The organism is Streptomyces soli (assembly GCF_003999195.1).
Taxonomy (GTDB): domain Bacteria; phylum Actinomycetota; class Actinomycetes; order Streptomycetales; family Streptomycetaceae; genus Actinacidiphila; species Actinacidiphila soli.
On sequence record NZ_RJVR01000181.1, the window covers coordinates 48212 to 66943 of the forward strand.

12 protein-coding genes and 3 pseudogenes are annotated in these 18732 nt (G+C 71.0%); 12 read left to right on the forward strand and 3 right to left on the reverse strand.

Translation table 11 applies throughout. From position 1 onward, the window contains the following. The first annotated feature begins 13 nt into the window (after positions 1-13). The 3 genes from EFK10_RS16580 (at position 14) to EFK10_RS16590 (ending at position 4809) form a co-directional block, all read left to right on the forward strand. Positions 14-295, forward strand: coding sequence for an acylphosphatase (locus tag EFK10_RS16580; RefSeq protein WP_127356460.1), 282 nt, complete (start codon positions 14-16; stop codon positions 293-295). A 366-nt stretch (positions 296-661) separates the two neighbouring features. Continuing rightward, complete coding sequence (locus EFK10_RS16585; protein ID WP_127356461.1) at positions 662-865, forward strand: hypothetical protein; 204 nt, start codon at positions 662-664, stop codon at positions 863-865. A gap of 200 nt (positions 866-1065) precedes the next feature. Next, entirely contained in the window at positions 1066-4809 is a 3744-nt protein-coding gene (locus EFK10_RS16590) for an AAA family ATPase (protein ID WP_127356462.1), read from the forward strand. A 17-nt stretch (positions 4810-4826) separates the two neighbouring features. Here EFK10_RS16590 and EFK10_RS16595 read toward each other — a convergent pair. After that, positions 4827-5462, reverse strand: a pseudogene (locus tag EFK10_RS16595) (LLM class flavin-dependent oxidoreductase); the annotation flags it as partial. An 80-nt stretch (positions 5463-5542) separates the two neighbouring features. On the opposite strand from EFK10_RS16595, the gene ftsY reads away from it, so the two are divergent. Next, positions 5543-6733 (forward strand): signal recognition particle-docking protein FtsY, encoded by a 1191-nt coding sequence (ftsY, locus tag EFK10_RS16600; RefSeq protein ID WP_127356464.1) that lies wholly within the window; start codon positions 5543-5545, stop codon positions 6731-6733. 95 nt (positions 6734-6828) lie between these two features. Then, a pseudogene (locus tag EFK10_RS16605) lies at positions 6829-6972 on the forward strand (signal recognition particle-docking protein FtsY); the annotation flags it as partial. A 9-nt stretch (positions 6973-6981) separates the two neighbouring features. On the opposite strand, the gene EFK10_RS16610 reads toward EFK10_RS16605, so the two are convergent. Then, positions 6982-7659, reverse strand: coding sequence for a bifunctional DNA primase/polymerase (locus EFK10_RS16610; RefSeq protein ID WP_127356465.1), 678 nt, complete (start codon positions 7657-7659; stop codon positions 6982-6984). Between the two features lie 332 nt (positions 7660-7991). Here EFK10_RS16610 and nsdA point away from each other — a divergent pair, with 332 nt between their 5' ends. The 7 genes from nsdA to ftsH all read left to right on the forward strand — a co-directional run bounded on the left by nsdA (position 7992) and on the right by ftsH (position 18337). Then, positions 7992-9467: a transcriptional repressor NsdA gene (gene nsdA / locus EFK10_RS16615; protein ID WP_240677258.1), complete on the forward strand. Its 1476-nt coding sequence runs from the start codon at positions 7992-7994 to the stop codon at positions 9465-9467. Between the two features lie 334 nt (positions 9468-9801). Next, entirely contained in the window at positions 9802-11130 is a 1329-nt protein-coding gene (locus EFK10_RS16620) for an ammonium transporter (RefSeq protein ID WP_127356466.1), read from the forward strand. After that, positions 11127-11465 (forward strand): P-II family nitrogen regulator, encoded by a 339-nt coding sequence (locus EFK10_RS16625; RefSeq protein WP_127356467.1) that lies wholly within the window; start codon positions 11127-11129, stop codon positions 11463-11465. Before EFK10_RS16620 ends, EFK10_RS16625 begins: the two co-directional genes overlap by 4 nt. Before the next feature lie 105 nt (positions 11466-11570). Further along, the gene (locus EFK10_RS16630; RefSeq protein ID WP_127356468.1) at positions 11571-14030 is read left to right on the forward strand and encodes a [protein-PII] uridylyltransferase; all 2460 of its coding nucleotides are present in this window, start codon (positions 11571-11573) and stop codon (positions 14028-14030) included. 157 nt (positions 14031-14187) lie between these two features. Beyond that, positions 14188-15738, forward strand: coding sequence for a signal recognition particle protein (ffh, locus tag EFK10_RS16635; protein ID WP_127356469.1), 1551 nt, complete (start codon positions 14188-14190; stop codon positions 15736-15738). A 60-nt stretch (positions 15739-15798) separates the two neighbouring features. Then, positions 15799-16314, forward strand: coding sequence for a GNAT family N-acetyltransferase (locus EFK10_RS16640; protein WP_206305473.1), 516 nt, complete (start codon positions 15799-15801; stop codon positions 16312-16314). Positions 16315-16402: 88 nt separating this feature from the next. Next, complete coding sequence (ftsH, locus tag EFK10_RS16645) at positions 16403-18337, forward strand: ATP-dependent zinc metalloprotease FtsH (RefSeq protein WP_127356471.1); 1935 nt, start codon at positions 16403-16405, stop codon at positions 18335-18337. 34 nt (positions 18338-18371) lie between these two features. On the opposite strand, the pseudogene EFK10_RS16650 reads toward ftsH, so the two are convergent. Continuing rightward, positions 18372-18732 (reverse strand): annotated as a pseudogene (locus EFK10_RS16650) (SAM-dependent methyltransferase); the annotation flags it as partial.

The window sequence follows — 18732 nt, forward strand, 5'->3', positions numbered from 1 at the left end:
ATAACGTGCGGACATGAACGAGAATGTCCGGCTCACCGCCTGGGTGCGCGGCCGGGTCCAAGGAGTCGGCTTCCGCTGGTGGACCAGGGCCAACGCACTGGAGATCGGCGGTCTCTCCGGCTATGTGAGCAATCTCGCAGACGGCCGGGTGCAGGTCGTCGCCGAGGGGCCCCGAGCCACCTGCGAGCGCCTTCTGGCATGGTTACGCGACGGGGACACGCCCGGGCGGGTGGACGGTGTCACCGAGATCTGGGACGTACCCAGGGGTGGCTACGAGAGCTTCGAGATCCGCTGACCGCCGACACGTCATCGCAGGTGGACGCGCGGAGCGCGGGTAGGTGGCAATCGCATGAGGCAAGGTCTACGGGGAGGTTGCCTTTTGCGGAACGGCATGCAAGGCTGCCGTAATCGAGGGCGATCACCAGCCTCGCGGTACGCAACCGGCGCCATGTCCGCGCCGTGATTTCTTAGGCGTGCCCGACGAGTGGGCTGTGATCGTGTTGACCCTCAAACCATTTGGTGAGACGCTGGAACCCCCGCCCAACGAGGCTGTTATGGCTTGAAAACGGCAGCTTCGGCGCTACAGGGCGCGGGTGCCAAACCCCTCACTCACGACCCACACCGCTCCGGTTCGGTCACTCAGCGTGGAGGACCATCCATCATGGCAAAGGCGCTTCTCGGTTACGTCGGCGGCCCCGACCCGCGACTCCTCGCCGAGATGCGAAGGCTGCAGCAGCGTGTTCAGGACCTGGAGTCCGAGCTTGTACGGATCCAGGCCCAGAACGATGCGCTTGCTGCCGCGTCGCACGAAGAGTCGCTGCTCAGCAGCATCGACGTACACCACGCGGAGCCCGTTCTCGCTTGATCCTGCCTTTCGGCAGATCAGTGGCGACGTGCCCGCTTGGGATGTGCAAGGGACGCTTCGGCGTCCCTTCGTCGTTTCCGCCCCTGCCCTCGACCTCCCGTGATCTCCACCCTTACGCTCTCAATGCCCTGCGCGTCCTGCCGTGAAACGCCGGGGATAGACCCAAAGCGACGGGCAGGCGAAGGGTAGGGTTCTCTGGCGTGCACCTCAAGAGCCTGACCCTGCGCGGGTTCAAGTCCTTCGCCTCGGCGACGACCCTCCGATTCGAACCTGGGATCACCTGCGTCGTCGGCCCCAACGGCTCCGGCAAGTCCAATGTCGTGGACGCACTGTCCTGGGTCATGGGCGAGCAGGGCGCGAAGTCACTGCGCGGCGGCAAGATGGAGGACGTCATCTTCGCCGGCACCACCGGGCGCCCTCCGCTCGGCCGGGCCGAGGTGTCGCTGACCATCGACAACAGCGACGGTGTGCTGCCCATCGAGTACGCCGAGGTCACCATCACGCGGATCATGTTCCGCAACGGCGGCAGCGAGTACCAGCTCAACGGCGACACCTGCCGGCTGCTCGACATCCAGGAGCTGCTGTCCGACTCCGGCATCGGCCGCGAGATGCACGTCATCGTCGGCCAGGGCCAGCTCGACTCCGTACTCCACGCCGACCCGATGGGCCGCCGCGCCTTCATCGAGGAGGCCGCGGGCGTACTTAAGCACCGCAAGCGCAAAGAGAAAGCGTTGCGGAAGCTCGACGCCATGCAGGCCAACCTCGCGCGCGTGCAGGACCTGACCGGTGAGCTGCGCCGACAGCTCAAGCCCCTGGGACGGCAGGCCCAGGTGGCCCGCCGGGCAGCGGTCATCCAGGCCGATCTGCGCGACGCGCGGCTGCGACTCCTTGCCGACGATCTTGTCACACTGCGGGAGGCGCTGCGTACCGAAGTCGCCGACGAGGCCGCCCTCAAGGAGCGCCGGGACACCGTCGAGTCCATGCTCGCCGAGGCCGTCAAGCGCGAGGCCGGCCTGGAGGAGCAGGTCAGGGCGCTCGCCCCACGGCTCGCCGACGCGCAGGCCACCTGGTACGGACTCTCCCAACTCGCCGAACGGGTACGCGGCACCATCGGCCTCGCCGAGCAGCGCGTACGCCACGCCACCAGCCAGCCCGCCGAGGAACGGCGCGGCCGCGACCCCGAGGACATGGAGCGCGAGGCTGCCCGCATCCGCGAACAGGAGGCCGAGCTCACCGAGGCTCTGGACGCCGCCCAGCGCGCCTTGGACGACACCATCGGCCACCGCGCCGAACTGGAGCGGCAGCTCGCCGACGAGGACAAGCGCCTCAAGGCGGCCGCCCGCGCCATCGCCGACCGCCGCGAAGGCCTCGCCCGGCTCAGCGGCCAGGTCAACGCCGCCCGCTCCAGGGCATCCTCCGCCGAAGCCGAGATCGGCCGCCTCTCGGCAGCCCGCGACGAGGCCCGGGACCGCGCCGAGTCCGCCCAGGAGGAGTACGAAGAGCTCAAGGCCCAGGTTGACGAGCTCGACGCCGACGACTCCGAACTCGACGACCGCCTCGAAGCCGCCAAGCGCGACATGGCCGCCGCCGACGAAGCGTTCTCCTCCGCCCGCGAAGCCGCCACCGCCGCCGAACGCCAACGAGCCGCCGTCACCGCTCGCCGCGACGCCCTGGCCCTGGGCCTGCGCCGCAAGGACGGCACCGGCGCCCTCCTCGCCTCCGGCGACCGGCTCACCGGCCTCCTCGGCCCGGCCGCCGAACTGCTGAGCGTCACCCCGGGATTCGAGGTCCCCGTCGCCGCCGCCCTGGGCGCCGCCGCCGACGCCGTCGCCGTGTCCGGCCCCCCGGCGGCCGCGGAGGCGCTGCGCCTGCTGCGCGCGGACGATGCAGGGCGGGCAGCCCTGTTGGTCGCCGGTGGTTCAGCCCCTTCGGCGTTTGAGCAGCTGGGGTCTGGGGGCTCGGCCCCCAGTGGGGCCACGGTTTCGGGAAGGGGCGGGCTGGTGGGGGCACCTCCCAGCCTCCAGACTGGGGGAGAGATTCAGGCCCTGCCCACGATCCCGCACCCGGCAACGGCGCCCGGCCCAGAGGCAACCGCGCCCCTTCCCGTCCCGCACGCCCGCATCGAGGCGGAGGCCCCGCCCGGGGCACAGCACGCGGCAGCGTTGATCAGCGGCCCGGAAGAACTCCTGCCCGCGGTACGGCGACTCCTCCGGGACTACGCGGTGGTCGGCACCCTCGCCGATGCCGAAGCCCTGGTCGCCGCCCACCCCGACCTGATCGCCGTCACCGCCGAGGGTGACACCCTGGGCGCGCACTTCGCCCAGGGTGGCTCCGCCGGCGCCCCGAGCCTCCTCGAGGTGCAGGCCGCCGTCGACGAGGCCGCCGCCGAGCTCGAACGCCTGGCCAAGAGCTGCACGTCGCTCACCGAGGAGCAGGGCGCCGCCAAGGAGCGCCGGGCGGGGGCCGCTCGCCTCGTGGACGACCTCACGCAGCGGCGCCGTGCGGCGGAGAAGCAGAAGTCGTCGGTCGCCCAGCAGCTCGGCCGCCTCGCCGGCCAGGCCCGTGCCGCCGGCGGCGAGGCGGAACGTACCGCCGCAGCCGTCGGCCGGGCCGAGGAGGCGCTGGCGGCCGCCACCGAGGAGTTCGAGGAGCTGTCGTACCGCCTGGGCGAGGCCGAGGCCGCCCCCGCGGAGGAGGAGCCGGACACCTTGGTACGGGACCGGCTGGCCGCCGACGGCGCCAACGCACGCCAGACGGAGATGGAGGCCCGGCTCCAGGTCCGTACGCACGAGGAGCGGGTCAAGGGCCTGGCCGGCCGGGCCGACGGCCTGGACCGCGCCGCCCGCATGGAGCGCGAGACCCGGGCCCGGGCGGCCCAGCGCAGGGCCCGCCTGGAGTACGAGGCCAAGGTCGCCTCCGCCGTGCTGGCCGGGGCGCGCGGGCTGCTCGAATACGTACAGGTCTCCCTCGCCCGGGCCGAGGAGGAGCGCGCGGCGGCCGAACTGGCGAAGGCCGAGCGCGAGGCCGAACTGGCCGAGGAACGGCGGCAGGGCCGGGAGCTGAAGTCGGAGCTGGACAAGCTCACCAACGACGTCCACAAGGGCGAAGTCCTCGGCGCCGAGAAGCGGATGCGGATCGAGCAGCTGGAGTCCAGGGCGCTGGAGGAGTACGGCGTCGAGCCGGCAGGGCTGGTCACGGAGTACGGCCCCGAGAACCTGGTCCCGCCGTCCCCGCCCGCCGAGGGCGAGGAGCTTCCGGAGGACCCGGAGCACCCGCGCAACAAGCCCCGCCCCTACCACCGCGCCGAGCAGGAGAAGCGGCTCAAGGCCGCCGAGAAGGCGTACGCGCAGCTCGGCAAGGTCAACCCGCTGGCGCTGGAGGAGTTCGCGGCGCTGGAGGAGCGGCACCAGTTCCTCAGCGAGCAGCTGGAGGACCTGAAGAAGACCCGGGCCGATCTGCTACAGGTGGTCAAGGAGGTCGACGAGCGGGTCGAGCAGGTCTTCACGGCGGCGTACCACGACACGGCCCGCCAGTTCGAGGGCGTCTTCTCGCGGCTCTTCCCGGGCGGCGAGGGCCGGTTGATCCTCACCGACCCGGACAACATGCTCACCACCGGCGTCGACGTCGAGGCCCGCCCGCCGGGCAAGAAGGTCAAGCGGCTGTCGCTGCTGTCGGGCGGCGAGCGCTCGCTGACCGCCGTCGCCCTGCTGGTGTCGATCTTCAAGGCCCGGCCGAGCCCGTTCTATGTGATGGACGAGGTCGAGGCGGCCCTGGACGACACCAACCTGCAGCGGCTGATCCGGATCATGGAGGAGCTGCAGGAGAGCTCGCAGCTCATCGTGATCACCCATCAGAAGCGCACGATGGAGGTCGCCGACGCGCTGTACGGGGTCTCCATGCAGGGCGACGGCGTGTCCAAGGTGATCAGCCAGCGGCTGCGCTAGAAATATGGTGCTTACATTCAACTCATAAAGCCAGGTCGTAAAGCCGTGTGGTCGAAGACAAGCCGCAGGCTCCGCCAGCCCTCGTCGACCGGCATGCCGCCGCACAGCGGATGCAGGACGAGGCTCGCCTGCTCACCGCCCGCCTCGGCGAAGGCCACGCACTCGTCCGGCGTGAGGATCCGGTAGACGCCCTCGCACCGCAGCTCCTCCACCGTCCCTGCCGTCGACCGGACCGCCGACCGAATCCCGCCGTTCTGCCAAAAGGCGTACGTGAGCGCCTCCCGCAGGAAGTAGGAGCCGTATTCCGCCCAGGCCCGGTCCGGGTCATTCGCGATGTGCAGCAGGGGGACCTCGGCCGGAGGCATCAGGCACCAGCCTTCGGTGCCGTACTCCTCCATCCGTGCGTAGTAGTAGGCCTCCAGCTCGGGCAGATGCGCGCTGGGGAAGAACGGTAGGCCCAGCCGGGCCGCCCGGCGGGCGGCGGCGCGCGAGCTGCCAGCCACCAGCAGCAGCGGATGCGGCCGGGTGTACGGGAGGGGGGTGACCCGGACCGTACGGCCCCGGAAGGGGAAGGGCTCGCCGGTCCAGACGGCGAGGAGGGTCTCCAGGACCTCGTCCTTGAGGGCGCCGCGCCGCCGCCAGTCGTGACGCAATGTCAGATTTACAGAGGTGTGGCTCGCGCACTCGTCGGAACGAACGACCACCTACCGGGTCCCGCATACTGGTGTGCGTTATGGAAACCGTCATCCTTGCCGTAGTCATCGCCCTGGTCGCGGTCATCGCGGCCGGCGGCCTCGTGGTCGGCAGTCGTCGCAAGAAGCGGCAGCTGCCCCCCGCGCCGCCCGCCGCGCCGACGATCACCACCCCGCCCGCCGAACCGCACGTCGGTGAGGACGCCGAGGTCCCCCGGGACGAGCCCCGGCGGACCATCGAAGAGGTCGATCTCCCCGACTCCACCGCCGCCCCTGAAGCCCCGGTCCTGGAGCTCGAGAAGCCCGAGCCGACCGCCGGGCGGCTCATCCGGCTGCGCTCACGGCTGTCCCGCTCCCAGAACACGCTCGGCAAGGGGCTGCTCTCGCTGCTGTCCCGAGAGCACCTCGACGAGGACACCTGGGAGGAGATCGAGGACACCCTCCTCACCGCCGACGTCGGCGTCGCCCCCACCCAGGAGCTGGTCGAGCGGCTGCGCACCCGCGTGAAGGTGCTCGGCACCCGTACGCCCGCCGAGCTGCGGGAACTGCTGCGCGAGGAGTTGCTCGCCCTGCTCGGGACGGACTTCGACCGCACCCTGCACACCGAGAGCCACGAGGAGCAGCCGGCCGTCATCATGGTCGTCGGCGTCAACGGCACCGGCAAGACCACGACCACCGGCAAGCTCGCCCGTGTCCTGGTCGCGGACGGCCGCAGTGTCGTCCTTGCCGCCGCCGACACCTTCCGCGCCGCCGCCGCCGACCAGCTGCAGACCTGGGGCGAGCGCGTCGGCGCCCGTACGGTGCGCGGGCCCGAGGGTGGCGACCCTGCGTCGGTGGCCTACGAGGCCGTAAAGGAGGGCATCGCCGAGGGCGCGGACGTCGTCCTCATCGACACCGCGGGGCGCCTGCACACCAAGACCGGCCTCATGGACGAGCTCGGTAAGGTCAAGCGCGTCGTCGAGAAGCACGGCCCCGTCGACGAGGTCCTGCTCGTCCTCGACGCCACCACCGGCCAGAACGGCCTCGTCCAGGCCCGCGTCTTCGCCGAGGTCGTCGACATCACCGGCATCGTCCTCACCAAGCTCGACGGCACCGCCAAGGGTGGCATCGTCATCGCGGTCCAGCGCGAGCTGGGCGTGCCGGTGAAGCTTGTCGGGCTCGGCGAGGGTGCGGATGATCTGGCGCCGTTCGAGCCGGGGGCGTTCGTGGACGCGCTGATCGGCGAGGCGTAAGTGCAGGCCGTCGGACGGAGTCTGGCGCAGCGGTCCGAAGCCTGGGAGGCCCCCCTGGGGCCGAGCGGTGTGAGGGGCGCGTCGAGGGATGGGTCGGCACCGCCAAGGGTGGCATCGTCATCGCGGTCCAGCGCGAGCTGGGCGTGCCGGTGAAGCTTGTCGGGCTCGGCGAGGGTGCGGATGATCTGGCGCCGTTCGAGCCGGGGGCGTTCGTGGACGCGCTGATCGGCGAGGCGTAACCCTAACCTTTACGCCCGGCCCCGATGGCAGACGTACGCCAGCGTTCCCAGCAGCAGCCGGGCTTCCGGGGGCTGCTGGGCGCCGTCGAGGGCCGGGGGGCGGAGCCAGCGGACGGGGCCGTGGCCGCCGAGGTCGGAGGGGGGAGCGGTGACGTAGTCGCCGGGGCCGAGGCAGCGGAGGTCGAGGTCGGCGTCGTCCCAGCCCATGCGGTAGAGCAGGTGCGGCAGCTCCGCGGCGGCGCCCGGGGCGACGAAGAACTGGGCGCGGCCGGTGGGGGTGGCGATGACCGGGCCGAGGCGCAGCCCCATGCGTTCGAGGCGGACCAGGGCGTGGATCCCGGCGCGTTCCGCCACGTCGATGACGTCGAAGGCGCTGCCGACGGGCAGCAGCACGGCCGCGCCGGGCACCTGCTCCCACGCGGCGGTGGCTTCCTCCAGCGTGGCGCTGGCCGGGATCTCCTCGGCGAAGGGGAGCGGATGCGCGCCGGGGGCTGCGCAGTGCGCGTCGCCGCAGGAGCATTCACCGCCGCCTCGCGAGGCGCGCGCGCCCGGCGCGACGGCCCAGCCGCACAACCCCGTGTACTCCGCCACTGTGGTGCACGCCGAGGCTCGCGTGCGGCGGCGTGCGCCCTGCCGCATGTACGGCATGTCGCGAATGGTCCGCATGCTGCCGATAGTGAAGCCCATGACACCCCCAACGGATCGCGGTCTCTGATGGTTACGCCCACTCCTGAACTGCCGACTCCGATGCAATCGGCATGTGTCAAGTGAATCGTCTGCGGCGGGGGAGTAGTTCATTCGAAGGGGTGGCGAATGGTGGCGATTCCGCAGTGAGGGTCGCCGGATGGGTGATCGTAGGATTACTTTCGGTGCACAAGCTCGCAGGAACCGCCGCCGCAGACGGGTATGCCGAAGGCAAGCGCGGGGCCGCGGGAATGATCAAGCTCTATCGTTGACAACAGTTCTGGTTGGCAGCGGTGTTGGGCGACTCGGGATGTACTCGGGATGGGGGCATTGCGGTGGGCGGCACACAAGACAAGCAGCCCAATGCGCAGTTGAACTCATGGTTCGTGCGCAGCGGCTGGTCCAAGGGCGAGTTGGCGCGCCAGGTGAACCGCCGGGCCCGCCAGATGGGTGCTCTCCACGTCAGCACCGACACCTCGAGGGTGCGCCGCTGGCTCGACGGTGAGCAGCCGCGTGAGCCGATCCCGAGAATCCTGTCCGAGCTGTTCTCCGAGCGCTTCGGCTGTGTGGTGCCGGTCGAGGACCTGGGTCTGCGCTCGGTGCACCAGCCGACGGCCTCGTCGGGGGTCGACCTGCCGTGGGCCGGTCCGCAGACGGTCCAGCTGATCAACGAGTTCTCCCGCAGCGACCTGATGCTCGGCCGCCGCGGCTTCCTCGGGGCCTCGTTGATGCTGTCCGCCGGACCGGCCCTGGTCGAGCCGATGCAGCGCTGGCTGGTGCCGACGCCCCTGGGCTTCCCCGATGCCACCGGGGCCGGGGTGCCGCTGCCCCGGGAGTCCGGCACGAGCGGCGGCCGGGTGTCGCGGCTGTCGGAACCGGAGCTGGAGCTGCTGGAGACCACCACCGTGATGTTCCGGCAGTGGGACAGCCAGTGCGGCGGCGGCCTGCGCCGCAAGGCGGTCGTCGGCCAGTTGCACGAGGTGACCGACCTGCTCCAGGAATCGCACCCGCAGCGGGTGGCCAGGCGCCTGTACCGGGTCACCGCCGACCTCGCGGCACTGGCCGGCTGGATGTCGTACGACATCGGGCTGCAGCCGACCGCCCAGAAGTACTTCGTGCTGGCGCTGCACGCCGCCAAGGAGGCCGACGACCGGTCGCTGGGCGCCTTCATCCTCTCCAGCATGAGCCGCCAGATGATCCACCTGAACCGTCCCGACGACGCGCTGGAGCTCATCCACCTCGCGCAGTACGGCAGCCGGGACAGCGCCACCGCCACCACCCAGGCGATGCTGTACGCGATGGAGGCCCGGGCCTACGCGAACATGGGCCAGGTCAGCAAGTGCCATCGGGCGGTGCGGATGGCCGAGGACGCCTACACCGAGTCCCGGCCCGTCGAGGACCCGGACTGGATCAGCTTCTTCAACGAGGCCGAGCTCAACGCGGAGAACGCCCACTCCTACCGCGACCTGGCCTATGTGGCCGGCCGGAGCCCCACGTACGCCTCGCTCGCCCACCCCGTCATGCAGCGGGCCGTCGAGCTCTTCAGCCACGACCCCGTGCACCAGCGGGCGTACGCCCTCAACCTGGTCGGCATGGCCACCGTCCACCTGCTGCAGCGCGAGCCGGAGCAGGCGGCGGACCTGACGATCCAGGCCATCGAGGTCGCCCGGAAGGTCCGCTCCGAGCGGGTCAACACCCGCATCCGCAAGACCTCGGACACCGCCCTGCGCGACTTCGGGGAGGTGCCGGCCGTGGCCCAGCTCACCGAGAGCCTGGCCGCGCATCTGCCCGAGGTCGCGGAGACCGCCTGACCCGGGAAAGACCCACCCAGAAGACCCCGGCCGCGGCCGCCATCCCGATCAGCCCGACTCGGCTCCCCCACGCCAGGTCAACCGGGTGGCTGCCGCGGCCGGTCCCGTATACAGGATGCAGGGGCCCCCAAAGGGGTCACAGAGTAATCACGGCCGCTGCCGTTGGGGTGGCGATTCACTTTGGCGTAACACGCCCGACTTCTTCGTCACCTCACGGAAACATCGAGCGGCACTGGCGGAAACCCGGCTTAGGCAATCTCATGGCCAAAACCGGCCCACCGTACCCCACACCCCGCACGGGCCGTTCGGATGACGATACGACGAGGAGACGCAGATGGCAGCAGGCATCCTGACGCTTGCCGCGGAAGCCCCCAAGATCGATACCGGCAATACGGCGTTCATGCTGATCAGCGCCGCGCTGGTGCTGGTGATGACCCCTGGTCTCGCCTTCTTCTACGGCGGCATGGTCCGGGTCAAGAGTGCCCTGAACATGCTGATGATGAGCTTTATCGCGATCGCCATCGTCACGATTCTGTGGACGCTCTACGGCTTCAGCATCGCCTTCGACAGCGGCAGCGGCCTTCTGGGCGGCTTCGACTGGGTCGGCATGCGGGGCATCGGCAAGACCGAGGTCTGGGTGAACGGCGTCCCGACCTATGTCTTCGCCGTCTTCCAGCTGATGTTCGCGATCATCACCCCGGCGCTGATCAGCGGCGCGCTCGCGGACCGCGTGAAGTTCGTCGCCTGGTCGGTCTACATCACCCTGTGGGTCACGGTCGTCTACTTCCCGGTCGCCCACTGGGTCTGGGCCTCGGACGGCTGGCTCTTCAAGTACGGCGTGATCGACTTCGCCGGTGGTACGGCGGTCCACATCAACGCCGGTGCCGCCGCGCTCGGCGCGATCCTCGTCATCCGTAAGCGCGTCGGTTTCAAGAGGGACCCATTCCGGCCGCACAGCCTTCCGCTGGTCATGCTCGGCGCCGGTCTGCTGTGGTTCGGCTGGTTCGGCTTCAACGCCGGCTCGTGGGTCGCGGCCGACGGTGTCGCCGGTATCGCCTTCACCAACACCCAGGTCGCCACCGCCGCGGCGGTCCTCGGCTGGCTGGCGTACGAGAAGATCAAGCACGGCTCCTTCACCACCCTGGGTGCCGCCTCCGGCGCGGTCGCCGGTCTGGTCGCCATCACCCCGGCCTGTGGCTCGGTCAGCCCGCTCGGCGCCATCGCGGTCGGCGTCATCGCCGGTGTGCTCTGCGCGGCGGCGGTCGGCCTGAAGTACAAGTTCGGCTACGACGACTCGCTCGACGTCGTCGGCGTCCACATGGTCGGCGGCATCGTCGGCTCCCTGCTGATCGGCTTCTTCGCCACCGGCGGTGTCGGCCAGACCGCCAAGGGCCTGTTCTACGGCGGCGGCGGGGCGCAGCTCGTCAAGCAGCTCGTCGGCGTCAGCGTGGTCCTGTTCTACTCGCTGATCGTCTCGGCCATCCTTGCCAAGCTCATTGACCTGGTGATCGGATTCACCGTGAGCGAGGACGACGAGGTCGCGGGCATCGACCAGGTCGAGCACGCCGAGACGGCGTACGACTTCGCGGGTGTCGGCGGCGCGGCCCGGGCGATCGCCTCCGCTCTGGACGGCAGCAGCGAGACGAAGAAGGTGGACGCGTGAAGCTCATCACCGCGGTTGTGAAGCCGCACCGGCTGGATGAGATCAAGGAGGCTCTGCAGGCCTTCGGTGTACAGGGCCTCACGGTCACCGAGGCCAGCGGCTACGGCCGTCAGCGTGGTCACACCGAGGTCTACCGCGGTGCCGAGTACACCGTGGACCTCGTACCGAAGATCCGGATCGAGGTCCTGGTCGAGGACACCGACGCCGAGCAGCTGATCGAGGTCATCGTCAAGGCCGCCCGCACCGGCAAGATCGGTGACGGCAAGGTCTGGTCGATCCCGGTCGAGACGGCGGTCCGGGTCCGGACCGGCGAGCGCGGACCCGACGCGCTCTGAGATCGCGAGGCGCGGCCGGGGAATTACCTGGCCGCGCCTCACACTTGCACTTAGAAGCACGGGAAGTAACAGAAGTACGAAGCACAGCCTGCGTCTGGAGACAGCGTGACGGAAAGCGTCGAAGCGAAAGCGAACGACGAGAACGACCCCGCAGGCTACGCGGCGGCCCGGTTGCACCTCCTCAACGAGGAAGAGCAGTCCGGGCCGCCGCGTCGTAAGGCCCTCGCGGAACTCACCGACCGCTGGCTCGCCGCCCTCACCCACGGCGCGGCCGCCGAGGCCGGGGTCGCCGGATACGCGCTGGTCGCCGTCGGCGGCTACGGCAGAGGCGAACTCTCCCCACGCAGCGACCTGGACCTGCTGCTGCTCCACGACGGTTCCGAGAAGGCCGGCCAGGTGGCGTCTCTCGCCGACAAGATCTGGTACCCCGTGTGGGACCTCGGGCTCGCCCTCGACCACTCCGTACGCACCCCCGTCGAGGCCCGCAAGACCGCCGCCGACGACCTCAAGGTCCAGCTCGGCCTGCTCGACGCCCGGCACATCGCCGGCGACACCGCGCTCACGGCCGGCCTGCGCACCGCGATCCTCGCCGACTGGCGCAACCAGGCGCCCAAGCGGCTGCCCGCGCTGCACGAGATGTGCCTCGAACGCGCCGAACGCCAGGGCGAGCTGGCCTACCTCCTCGAACCCGACCTCAAGGAGGCCCGGGGCGGCCTGCGCGACGCCACCGCCCTGCGCGCCGTCGCCGCCTCCTGGCTCGCCGACGCGCCCCGCGAAGGCCTGGAGGAGGCCCGTACGCGGCTGCTCGACGCCCGCGACGCCCTCCACCTGGTCACCGGGCGCGCCACCGACCGGCTCGCCCTCCAGGAGCAGGATCAGGTCGCCACCGCCCTCGGCCTGCTGGACGCCGACGCACTGCTGCGGCAGGTATACGAAGCGGCGCGCACCGTCTCGTACGCCTCCGACGTCACCTGGCGCGAGGTCGGCCGTGTGCTGCGCTCCCGCGAGATGCGGCCCAAGCGGCGCGGACTGCTGGGGCTCGGCCGCACCGAGGCCGCCGCCACGCCCGCCGAGCGCACCCCGCTCGCCGACGGTGTGGTCGAGCACGAGGGCGAGGCCGTACTGGCCCGCTCCGCCCGGCCCGACCGCGACCCGGTGCTTCCGCTGCGCGCCGCCGCCGCTGCCGCCCAGACCGGGCTGCCGCTGTCGTTGCACACCGTACGGCGCCTGGCCCAGGCCGCCCGTCCGCTGCCGGTGCCGTGGCCGGCCGAGGCCCGCGAGCAGCTGCTCACCCTGCTGGGCGCGGGGGAGTCCACCGTGCCGGTGTGGGAGGCGCTGGAGGCCGAGGGCCTGATCACCCGGCTGCTGCCCGACTGGGAGCGGGTGCGCTGCCGGCCCCAGCGCAACGCCGTACACATCTGGACCGTCGACCGGCACCTGGTGGAGTGCGCGGTGCGCGCTTCGGCGCTCACCCGTCGCGTCAGCCGCCCCGACCTGCTGCTCATCGGCGCCCTGCTGCACGACATCGGCAAGGGCTGGCCCGGCGACCACTCGGTGGCCGGTGAGGTCATCGCACGCGACGTCGCCGCCCGCCTGGGCTTCGGCCGCGCCGACGTCGACACCCTGGCCCTGCTCGTACGGCATCATCTGCTGCTGATCGACACCGCCACCCGGCGTGACCTGGACGACCCGGCCACCGTTCAGGTCGTCGCCGACGCCGTACGCGACACCGAGACCCTGGAACTGCTGCACGCCCTCACCGAGGCCGACGCCCTGGCCACCGGGCCTGCCGCCTGGAGCGCGTGGCGGGCCTCGCTCGTCTCCGACCTGGTCAAGCGGGTCGCCGAGGTCCTCGCGGGCGGCGCCGTCCCCGAGCCGGTCAGCCCCGAGCCCACCGCCGAGGAGGAACGTCTCGCCGTCGAGGCCGCCCGCACCGGCGGCCCGGTGCTGGCCCTGCACGCGCACACCGAGCCCGACCCGGACGCCGAGTCCGAGGCGCCCGAACAGGTCGGCGTCGAGTTGCTGCTCGCCGTTCGCGACCGGCCGGGCCTGCTCGCCGAGGCCGCCGGCGTCCTCGCCCTGCACCGGCTCACCGTCCGCGCGGCCGACCTGCGCTCCGTCGACCCGATCGGGGAGGGCCCGGTCACGCTGCTGCGCTGGCGCGTCGCCGCCGAGTACGGCTCCCTCCCCGAGGCCACCCGGCTGCGGGTCGACCTCGACCGTGCCTTCGCCGGCACCCTCGACATCGAGGCCCGCCTCGCCGAACGCGAAGCCGCGTATCCCCGCCGCCGGGGCGTCACCGCCCCTCCGCCGCGCGTCACCGTCGCCCCCGGCTCGTCCGACTCGGCCACCGTCATAGAGATCCGCGCCCAGGACGCCCCCGGGCTCCTGCACCGCATCGGCCGCGCCATGGAGATCACCGGCCTCAACGTTCGCTCCGCCCGCATCAGCACCCTGGGCGCCAACGCCGTGGACGCCTTCTACGTCACCGGTAGCGACGGCTCTCCCCTCACCGACGTACGGGCGGCCGAGGTCGCCCGGGAGGTCGAGCGCGCGCTGCGCTGACCGCGGGTATGCGGGCGAAAGCGAGGTGGGGTCTCCCCCAAACTCCGTTTGGGGGAGACCCCACCGGCCGGAGGCTGGGGGAGGGTGGGATACACCGGCACGCCCGGATACTCTTGAGGACGACCACCCGCCCCCGACACGAGGATCCGCGACCGACGTGTTCGATACCCTCTCCGACCGCCTTGCAGCGACTTTCAAGAACCTCCGGGGCAAGGGCCGCCTCTCCGAGGCGGACATCGACGCCACCGCGCGCGAGATCCGTATCGCGCTGCTGGAGGCGGACGTCGCGCTGCCGGTGGTCCGCGCGTTCATCAAGCAGGTCAAGGAGCGGGCGGCAGGCGCCGAGGTCTCCCAGGCGCTGAACCCCGCCCAGCAGGTCATCAAGATCGTCAGCGAGGAGCTGGTCGGCATTCTCGGCGGCGAGACCCGCCGCCTGCGCTTCGCCAAGCAGCCGCCGACCGTCATCATGCTCGCCGGCCTCCAGGGCGCCGGTAAGACGACGCTGGCCGGAAAGCTCGGCCACTGGCTCAAGGGCCAGGGCCACACCCCGCTGCTGGTCGCGGCCGACCTCCAGCGCCCGAACGCCGTCAACCAACTGTCGGTCGTCGCCGAGCGCGCCGGGGTCGCGGTCTTCGCCCCGGAGCCGGGCAACGGCGTCGGCGACCCGGTGAAGGTCGCCAGGGACTCGATCGATTTCGCCAAGAGCAAGCTGCACGACGTGGTCATCGTCGACACCGCCGGCCGGCTCGGCATCGACGCCGACATGATGCAGCAGGCCGCCGACATCCGTGACGCGGTCAGTCCGGACGAAATCCTCTTCGTCGTTGACGCCATGGTCGGCCAGGACGCGGTCAACACCGCGGAGGCGTTCCGCGACGGCGTCGGCTTCGACGGCGTCGTCCTGTCCAAGCTGGACGGCGACGCGCGAGGCGGCGCCGCGCTGTCGGTCGCGCACGTCACCGGCAAGCAGGTCATGTTCGCCTCCAACGGCGAGAAGCTGGACGACTTCGACGCGTTCCACCCGGACCGCATGGCGTCCCGCATCCTCGGCATGGGCGACATGCTCAGCCTGATCGAGAAGGCCGAGCAGACCTTCAGCCAGGCCGAGGCCCAGAAGATGGCCGAGAAGCTGGCGAAGGGCCCGAAGGAGTTCACCCTCGACGACTTCCTCCAGCAGATGGAGCAGGTCCGGAAGATGGGCTCGATCTCCAAGCTGCTCGGCATGCTGCCCGGCATGGGTCAGATCAAGGACCAGATCGCCAATCTCGACGAGCGGGACGTGGACCGCACCGCGGCGATCATCAAGTCGATGACCCCGGCCGAGCGCCAGGACCCGACGATCATCAACGGCTCCCGCCGGGCCCGCGTCGCCCGGGGTTCCGGCGTCGACGTCAGCGCGGTCAAGAGCCTGGTCGAGCGCTTCTTCGAGGCCCGCAAGATGATGTCCCGCATGGCCCAGGGCGGCGGCATGCCCGGCATGCCGGGGATCCCCGGCATGGGCGGCGGCGGTGCCCGTCAGAAGAAGCAGGTCAAGCAGGCCAAGGGCAAGCGGAAGTCGGGCAACCCGATGAAGCGCAAGGCCGAGGAGCAGGCCGCCGCCACCCGCCGCGAGCAGCAGCCCGGGGGCGCCTTCGGCCTCCCGCCGGGCGGCGGGGCGGACAACTTCGAGCTGCCGCCGGAATTCAAGGACCTGCTGCCGCCCAAGTAGCGGCCCAGCGACCTTCCAAGGCGGCGGCCGGGCGGGTGGTTCATGAACGACAATGAGCCCATGCGAGTCACGATCCGCGAGCCGCGTCCCGCCGACGCCGCCGCCTACGCGGAAGCCGTCATCCGCTCGGCCGAGCACATCGGGCGCTGGAATCCCGTCGACCCGGACGGTTTCCACGAGCTGCTGCGGCAGCAGGGGCTGGGGTTGCGTACGTTCATGATCATCGACGGCGAGAGCGGCGGGATCGTCGGCAAGTGCAACGTCGCCAACATCGCGCGCGGCCGGTTCCGCAACGCGACGCTCGGCTACGACAGCTACCTTCCGTACTCCGGGACCGGCCGGATGAGCGAGGGGATGCGGCTGGTCGTCGACCGGTGCTTCGCCGATACCCGGGACGGCTTGGCGCTGCACCGACTGGAGATCAATGTGCAGCCGGAGAACGAGCGGTCCATCGCGCTGGCGAAGCGGCTCGGCTTCCGGCACGAGGGCTTCTCGCCGCGCTTCCTCTTCCTGAACGACGCATGGCGCGACCACGAGCGGTTCGCGCTCACCGTCGAGGACTGGCCGGGCCTCTGACCGCAGGCCCTGACCGCAGAGCTGACGGCAGGCACTGACGGCCTACGTTCCGGGGCGGCGCCCCAAGGTGTGTCCGTATTGTTAACTTATGAGCAATTCCGTGCCGCCCCGGCAGCAGCCCCAAGATCCGTGGCGGTCGGAAGGCGCGCCGCCGAAGCCGCCGCGACGCCGGCTGGGCGGCTGGGGCGGGATGATCCTCACCGCGCTGGCGGTCTTTCTGATCACGAACCTGCTGCTGTCGCAGTTCTCCGGCGCCAACACGCCGACGGTGTCGTACACGGAGTTCGAGAGACAGCTCCAGGCCAACAACATCTCGAAGATCTACTCCAAGGGTGACGCGATCGAGGGCGCGCTCAGGAAGGAGCAGACCGTCCCCAAGGTTGACGGTAAGGGGACGTACACCCAGTTCAAGACGGAGCGGCCGGTCTTCGCGGACGACAACCTGTGGGCCACTCTCGTCAAGAACAAGGTCACCGTCACCGCCGCGCCCGTGGTCCAGCAGCGCAGCTTCCTCTACAACCTGATGATCTCGCTCGCGCCGATACTGCTGCTCGTGGCGTTGTGGATCTTCATCGGGCGCCGGATGAGCAAGTCCCTGGCCGGGGGACTGGGCGGTGGCCTCGGCGGCTTCGGCCGCAAGGCGCCCCCGAAGCCGGTCGTCCCCGAGGAGGGCAAGCGCATCACCTTCGAGGACGTCGCCGGTATCGACGAGGTCGAGGCTGAGCTCAGCGAGGTCGTCGACTTCCTCAAGCGACCCGAGGCCTACCGCGCGCTCGGCGCGCGCATGCCGCGCGGAGTGCTGCTGGCCGGCCCGCCCGGCACCGGCAAGACGCTGCTGGCACGGGCGGTCGCGGGCGAGGCGGACGTGCCGTTCTTCTCGGCCTCGGCGTCCGAGTTCATCGAGATGATCGTGGGCGTGGGCGCGGGGAGGGTACGCGAACTGTTCGCCGAGGCGCGGAAAGTCGCCCCGGCGATCGTCTTCATCGACGAAATCGACACCATCGGGCGGGCGCGTGGCGCCGCCGGGGGCTTCGGCGGCCACGACGAGCGGGAACAGACGCTGAATCAGATCCTGACCGAGATGGACGGCTTTTCCGGCTCCGAAGGCGTCGTCGTCATCGCCGCCACCAACCGGCCGGACGTTCTCGACCCGGCTCTGACGAGGCCCGGCCGTTTCGACCGTACGGTGCACGTCAGCCCGCCCGACCGGCCCGGCCGCGAGGCGATCCTCCGTATCCACACCCGCGAGGTCCCGCTGGAGAAGGGCGTAGACCTCAGCCAGGTCGCCCGCAGCACGCCCGGCATGACCGGTGCCGAACTCGCCAACCTCGCCAACGAGGCCGCCCTCCTCGCCGTCAAGCGGGGTAAGAAGGCCGTCGGGCAGAGCGAGTTCTCCGACGCCCTGGAGAAGGTCCAGCTCGGCGCCGCGCGCCCGCTCGTCATCCCTCCGGAGGAGCGCAAGCGCACCGCCTACCATGAGGCCGGCCACGCCCTCCTCGGCATGCTCCAGCCCGGCGCCGACCCCGTCCGCAAGATCACCATCGTCCCGCGTGGCCGCGCCCTCGGCGTCACCCTCTCCACGCCCGACTCCGACCGCTACGCGTACACCGAGGAGTACCTGCGCGGCCGCATCATCGGCGCCCTGGGCGGTATGGCCGCCGAGCACATCGTCTTCGGCGTCATCACGACCGGCGCCGAGAACGACCTCGAACAGGTCACCAATCTCGTCCGCGGCATGGTCGGCCGCTGGGGCATGAGCGACCGGGTCGGCCCCCTCAGCGCCATCCCCAACGACCCCCAGCAGCCGTACGGCCTTTCCGCCGCACCCTCGACGCTCGATGTCGTCGACAGCGAGATGCGGCGCATCGTCGACGAGTGCTACGGCACCGCATGCCGGCTCCTCGACACGCACCGGGAGCAGCTCGACGCACTCGCCACCGCCCTGCTCGAGGCGGAGACCCTGGAGGAGGCCGAGGCGTACGCCGCCGCGGGGATCCCGCGGCTGTCGAAGCCGGACGTCTGACGGATTTACGGGCGACGGATTTACGCGCGACGGATTACGCGCGGGCGATCAGATAGCGGAAGACGTTGTCCATCCGGACGGCACCGTCCGGGCGTCGGAAGGGGTGGAGGGCCTCCGCGAGTTCCTTCTCGACCTGCTCCTGATCGGTCGCGGCGACGGCGTCGTCGAAGAGCCCGGTGGAGATCATGCCGCGGACCGCGCTGTCCATGTCGGCGTAGCCGAAGGGACAGGAGACGCGCCCGGAGCCGTCGGGCCGCAGCCCGGCGCCGAGGGCCAGCTCCTCGAGGTCGTCGCGGCCGCTGAGCCGGAGGCGCCCGGCGGGGCCGCGGGGCTCGGCGAGGCGGGCGGCGACCCGCAGGACGCGGTGGGTGGCGCAGCGTTCGGACGGCCCCCAG